This is a genomic window from Rhodococcus sp. EPR-147, assembly GCF_001647185.1.
In the GTDB taxonomy this organism is placed as follows: Bacteria; Actinomycetota; Actinomycetes; order Mycobacteriales; family Mycobacteriaceae; genus Rhodococcoides.
Map to the genome: position 1 here is coordinate 1 of NZ_LVCU01000016.1, position 3,711 is coordinate 3,711.

A 3,711-nucleotide genomic window follows, 5' to 3' on the forward strand; every position below is an offset into this window, starting at 1 on the left:
CGCGTTCCTGATCTTCTCGGCCGCGGCCTACCTCGCCGCAGCGGGAGCGATTCAACGGGTGCTCGGTGCCGTGGTCGGCCAGATCGTCAACGTCGTCGCCCTGGTGGTGCAGGTCGTCGTCTGCGGCTTCGCATATGCGTCGACTGCGCCCATTTGGGGCGACCTCGCCGCGTTCATGCCGATGAGTTACACCGCGGCCGGTGCCCGCATCATCGCGTCGGGCGAGATGAGCGGGACCGGATGGCTCGCGATCGGTGCCACGGCGGCCTTGCTGGCCGTCTCGGCGCTGGTGTACGCGAGCGCGCGGGGAGACTCAGCCGACGGGTCGGAGCGGATGGATGGCGGGCGGAGCCGCGAGATGGGCACCGAACTCGCTTAACGCCTGCTGCAGATGCGGGGTCTGCATGTGACCGTCGAGGTCCTCCTGCGACTTCCACACCTCGATGGTGATGAACGTGCCCGGCTCGATCGCCGACTCGAACAGCTCGTACGAGACGTTCCCGTCTTCCTTCCGTGATTCGGCGACGAGGGCCGCGAGGCCGTCACGCACGGCGTCGATGGCATCCGGCTTGGCGATGATCGTGGCGACGACCTTCAGATCGTTGGTCATGAGGTGATGTTTCCTTCGTTCGGCGAGAGAGCTCTTCGTCACCGAACGTACTCCCGACCCACCTAAGCTGAGGTGTCCATTCGGGAAGGGAAGTCACAGTGAGCCAGACGGCAACCGACCATCGCGCCACCGGGAAGGATTGGCTCGGCCTCGCGGTGCTGGTGGTGCCGATTCTCGTCGTGTCGATGGACATGTCGGTGCTGTATCTGGCCCTGCCGTTCATGACGGCCGATCTAGAACCCACCGGCAACCAGACGCTGTGGATTCTCGACATCTACGGCTTTCTGCTCGCCGGGCTGCTCATCACCATGGGCTCTCTGGGCGATCGGATCGGCCGACGCACCCTGTTGATGATCGGTGCCGTCGTCTTCGGCATCGCCTCGTTGGCCGCGACGTTCTCCACCTCCCCCGAAATGCTTCTTGCTGCGCGCGCTCTGCTGGGAATCGGCGGTGCCACCATTGCTCCGAGCACATTGTCGTTGATACGCAACATGTTTCACGATCCCACTCAACGCAAGGAAGCCATCGGACTGGGGACCGCCGGTTTCGCGGGCGGTGCCGCGGTGGGGCCTGTCATCGGGGGTGTTCTGCTCGAGCACTTCTGGTGGGGTTCGGTGTTCCTGATCAACATCCCCATCATGGTGGTGCTCTTCGTTGCTGCCCCACTCCTGGTCCCCGAGTTCAAGGACACCGACCCCGGCAAATTCGACCCGATCAGCGTGGTGCTCGCGATCTCCTCGATGCTCTCGATCGTCTTCACCATCAAGCACGGCGCGCAGGAAGGGATCGACGTAGCAACGGTCACCACAGCCCTCGCCGGACTCACGCTCGGTGCGGTGTTCGTCATCCGGCAACGCAAGGCCGCCAATCCACTGATCGACGTCACGCTGTTCGCCGAACGTGCCTTCAGCGCAGCGGTCGTGGTGCAATTCCTGGTCATCTTCGCCATGACCGGATTCAGTCTCTTCGCCTCGCAGTACCTGCAGCTGGTCGCCGGGCTGGGGCCGCTCGAAGCAGGTCTGTGGCTCCTCGTTCCGGCTGTCGCCGCCGCGGCCGGTGCCGTGCTCGCACCGACGCTGAGCAAGGTGATCCGGACCGGCACCATCATCGCGGGCGGCCTGCTGTTCATCGCCATCGGTTGCACGGCAATGGCATTCGTCAGCGCCGACTCAGGACTGCCGCTACTGCTCACCGGCATGGCCGTGCTGACCTTCGGAATCGGCGCGGCCTCGACGCTCAACTCCGACATCGTGCTCACCGCAGCGGCCCCCGAAAAGGCCGGTGCCGCATCGGCATTGTCCGAAACCGGAGCCGAACTGGGCGGCGCCGTCGGCATCGCGATCCTCGGCACGATCGGCAGCACCGTCTACCGACACCGCATGCACGACGCCATCCCCGCTGGGACCCCTGCCGAGATCGCCGATCCCGCACGGGAAACCATCGGCGGTGCCATCGCCGTGGCGGATTACCTGCCGGAGCCGTTCTCCTCGCAACTGACTGCTGTCGCGAACGAGTCCTTCATCGACGGTTTCAACCTTGCGTCGGGCGCGAGCGCCGGCCTGATGGCCGTCAGTGCCGTCACCGTCTTCGTGCTGCTACGCCGTCAGACCGCGTCGGCGATATAGCGCGCCAACCACCGCGTCGCGGACTGGCCGTTCTCGACGTCGTAGCTCTGGTACTCCTGGTGGATGCCGGAGCGGTAGAACGCCTCGATCTCCCTCTGACGCTGAGCGTTCGCCTGGTCGGTGAGCTGGCCCTGCAACACCGGCAGACCACCGGCCGCTGCGAGGTCCGCGATCAGGGACTGTGCTTCCTGCGAGTACTGATCGGCAACGTTCGGCGCAGGGTTGGACGACACGGCCAAGAATCCGGCCAACCGCGCGACGTAGTCGTCCTTGGGCGTCGAGCAGTACAGATCGCCGACGGCACAGAAGGTGCGCACCACGGGGCTGACGTAGCCGAATCCGCCCACCCGAGGTCCGCCGACACCGGTTCCGACCACGGCCGGCCCCACGAGAGCATCGGTATCGGAGCGCTTCGGGTCGGAGATCAAGCCCACCGCCACCACCTTGTCCGCGGGTACCACGCCCACTCCTGTGCCGATGGCTGCGGCGAGATCACCTGCCGCGTCGGCTCCCTGGCTGTAGCCGATGATGCCGAGTTTCGTTGCGCCACAACGATCGGCCATGGCCTTCAGCATCCCGCCCGCATTGGCGACGGCCTCGGCACGGGACTGCCCGTACACCTCGCCCTCCCACGGGAACGCGGTGGCGGGATACGAGACGTAGTCGGTACGGATGCCGCTACCGAGACGATCGGTGACGTCGGTGAGCATCCCCGGCTTCGGCGCGGCACCCGAACTGGTCTCCCACGTGCCCGGAATGGCCACGACGTACATCGTCGGGCAATCGCCAGGGTCAGCGGCGGCAGGCGATGCCGCTCCGACAACCAGACCGGACGCAACAGCTGCAGCGACGCCGATACCGGCGCAGATCTTCTTGACACTCATGGGGAGGGGGCCTCACTGGTCATCGAACGCTTCGTTGTTCGATCCCGACAATGCCAGGGGCCTGTGACCATCAGATGCCCACATGGTTAACGGACGTAACCGTCCGTCACACGGTTCGGCCGCCCACCCCCCGGGATCAATGTGAGTTTCAGTCGGTCCGACTGCAACAAAGCCACATTGATCCCGACGGGGGGCGACGTGAAAGCTACCGCGACCTACCGCTGCGGTGCCTGGGTGGGCACGATCGGCGACGGCAGTGCGGTCGCACCCTGCAGGAACGTGTCGACGGCGGCCGCGCAGGAGCGGCCCTCGGCGATGGCCCACACGATAAGTGACTGGCCGCGACCCATGTCACCGGCAACGAACACGCCGGGGACGTTGGTGACCCACTCGTTGGTGCGCTCGACGTTGCCGCGCTGGTTGAAGTCGACGCCCAGGTCGGTCAGCAGACCGCCCTTGTCGGGTCCGACGAATCCCATCGCGAGCAGCACCAGGTCGGCTTCGAGGGTGAATTCGCTGCCCTCGACCTTCTCGAACTTGCCGGCCTTGAACTCGACCTCGCAGGCTTCGAGTGCGGTGACCTTGCCGTCTT

General features: G+C 65.6%; 4 protein-coding genes and 1 pseudogene. 2 read left to right on the forward strand and 3 right to left on the reverse strand.

The window, feature by feature from the left end; translation table 11 throughout:
* A pseudogene (locus A2J02_RS28005) lies at window positions 1-379 on the forward strand (phage infection protein); the annotation flags it as partial.
* On the opposite strand, the gene A2J02_RS00805 reads toward A2J02_RS28005, so the two are convergent.
* Window positions 314-610: a putative quinol monooxygenase gene (locus tag A2J02_RS00805; protein ID WP_068045525.1), complete on the reverse strand. Its 297-nt coding sequence runs from the start codon at window positions 608-610 to the stop codon at window positions 314-316. The pseudogene A2J02_RS28005 and the gene A2J02_RS00805 sit on opposite strands and share 66 nt — an antisense overlap.
* 98 nt (window positions 611-708) lie before the next feature.
* On the opposite strand from A2J02_RS00805, the gene A2J02_RS00810 reads away from it, so the two are divergent.
* Window positions 709-2,235 carry an MFS transporter gene (locus A2J02_RS00810; protein ID WP_068045528.1) on the forward strand — a complete coding sequence of 509 codons (1,527 nt, stop codon included), beginning with the start codon at window positions 709-711 and terminating at the stop codon, window positions 2,233-2,235.
* On the opposite strand, the gene A2J02_RS00815 is transcribed toward A2J02_RS00810, so the two are convergent.
* Together A2J02_RS00815 and A2J02_RS00820 are read right to left on the reverse strand one after the other, a co-directional pair.
* A complete protein-coding gene (locus A2J02_RS00815; RefSeq protein ID WP_068045530.1) occupies window positions 2,214-3,119 on the reverse strand; it encodes a cutinase family protein in 906 nt (301 codons plus the stop codon). The two genes, A2J02_RS00810 and A2J02_RS00815, sit on opposite strands and share 22 nt — an antisense overlap.
* Before the next feature lie 215 nt (window positions 3,120-3,334).
* The coding region (locus A2J02_RS00820; protein ID WP_197477890.1) for an FAD-dependent oxidoreductase at window positions 3,335-3,711 on the reverse strand (377 nt) is incomplete at its 5' end.

Excerpts from the sequence above, each read along its gene's own strand:
- A2J02_RS00805 (WP_068045525.1), bottom strand. The coding sequence starts at position 610 with ATGACCAACGATCTGAAGGTCGTCGCCACGATCATCGCCAAGCCGGAT.
- A2J02_RS00815 (WP_068045530.1), bottom strand. The coding sequence starts at position 3,119 with ATGAGTGTCAAGAAGATCTGCGCCGGTATCGGCGTCGCTGCAGCTGTT.